1 protein-coding gene is annotated in these 435 nt (G+C 49.7%); it reads right to left on the bottom strand.

What is annotated here, in order from left to right; genetic code table 11:
* Positions 1–435: hypothetical protein (locus tag LI114_RS14405; RefSeq protein ID WP_227221138.1), on the bottom strand; the 435-nt coding region annotated here is incomplete at both ends.

Below are 435 nucleotides of genomic sequence, written 5' to 3'. Positions count from 1 at the left end.
TCGGCTCAGAGAGCGGCTCGTAGTATTCGGGTACTGTGGCAGGATCTTCGGAAATATCATACTTGAAACCGGGATATATCGGCACGCGGTAAGTGTATTCGCCGCCCATATCTCCATCTTCCGCCTGCTTGGTGTAAACACTGTATGCCTTGCCGTCTGCGTCCGTCGGAGAAAGAGTGCCGACAAGCTCGCCGGCAGTCTGTATAGTGTGACCGTTCAGCACTACGTCGTCCTTAGCGTAGATGTTGAAAACTACGCCCTCAAGCGGTTTGTCGCTGTCAGATTTTTTTATAACCGTCAGATCCACTTCCTGCGGATAGTTTACAATGTCAGCAGTTTCCGCCGCAAGCGCTATTCCTTTTTCAGCGGTCTTATCCGCAGATATATCTGAAACGTAAGTTGTAACAGTATACGGCGTGCTGTCAAGTACATAAG

It is taken from the genome of Ruminococcus sp. 210702-SL.1.03 (genome assembly GCF_020559915.1).
Classification (GTDB): domain Bacteria; phylum Bacillota; class Clostridia; order Oscillospirales; family Ruminococcaceae; genus YE71.
Note: the sequence above shows the minus strand (reverse complement) of the source record. Positions and strands in the feature narration are given on the sequence as shown.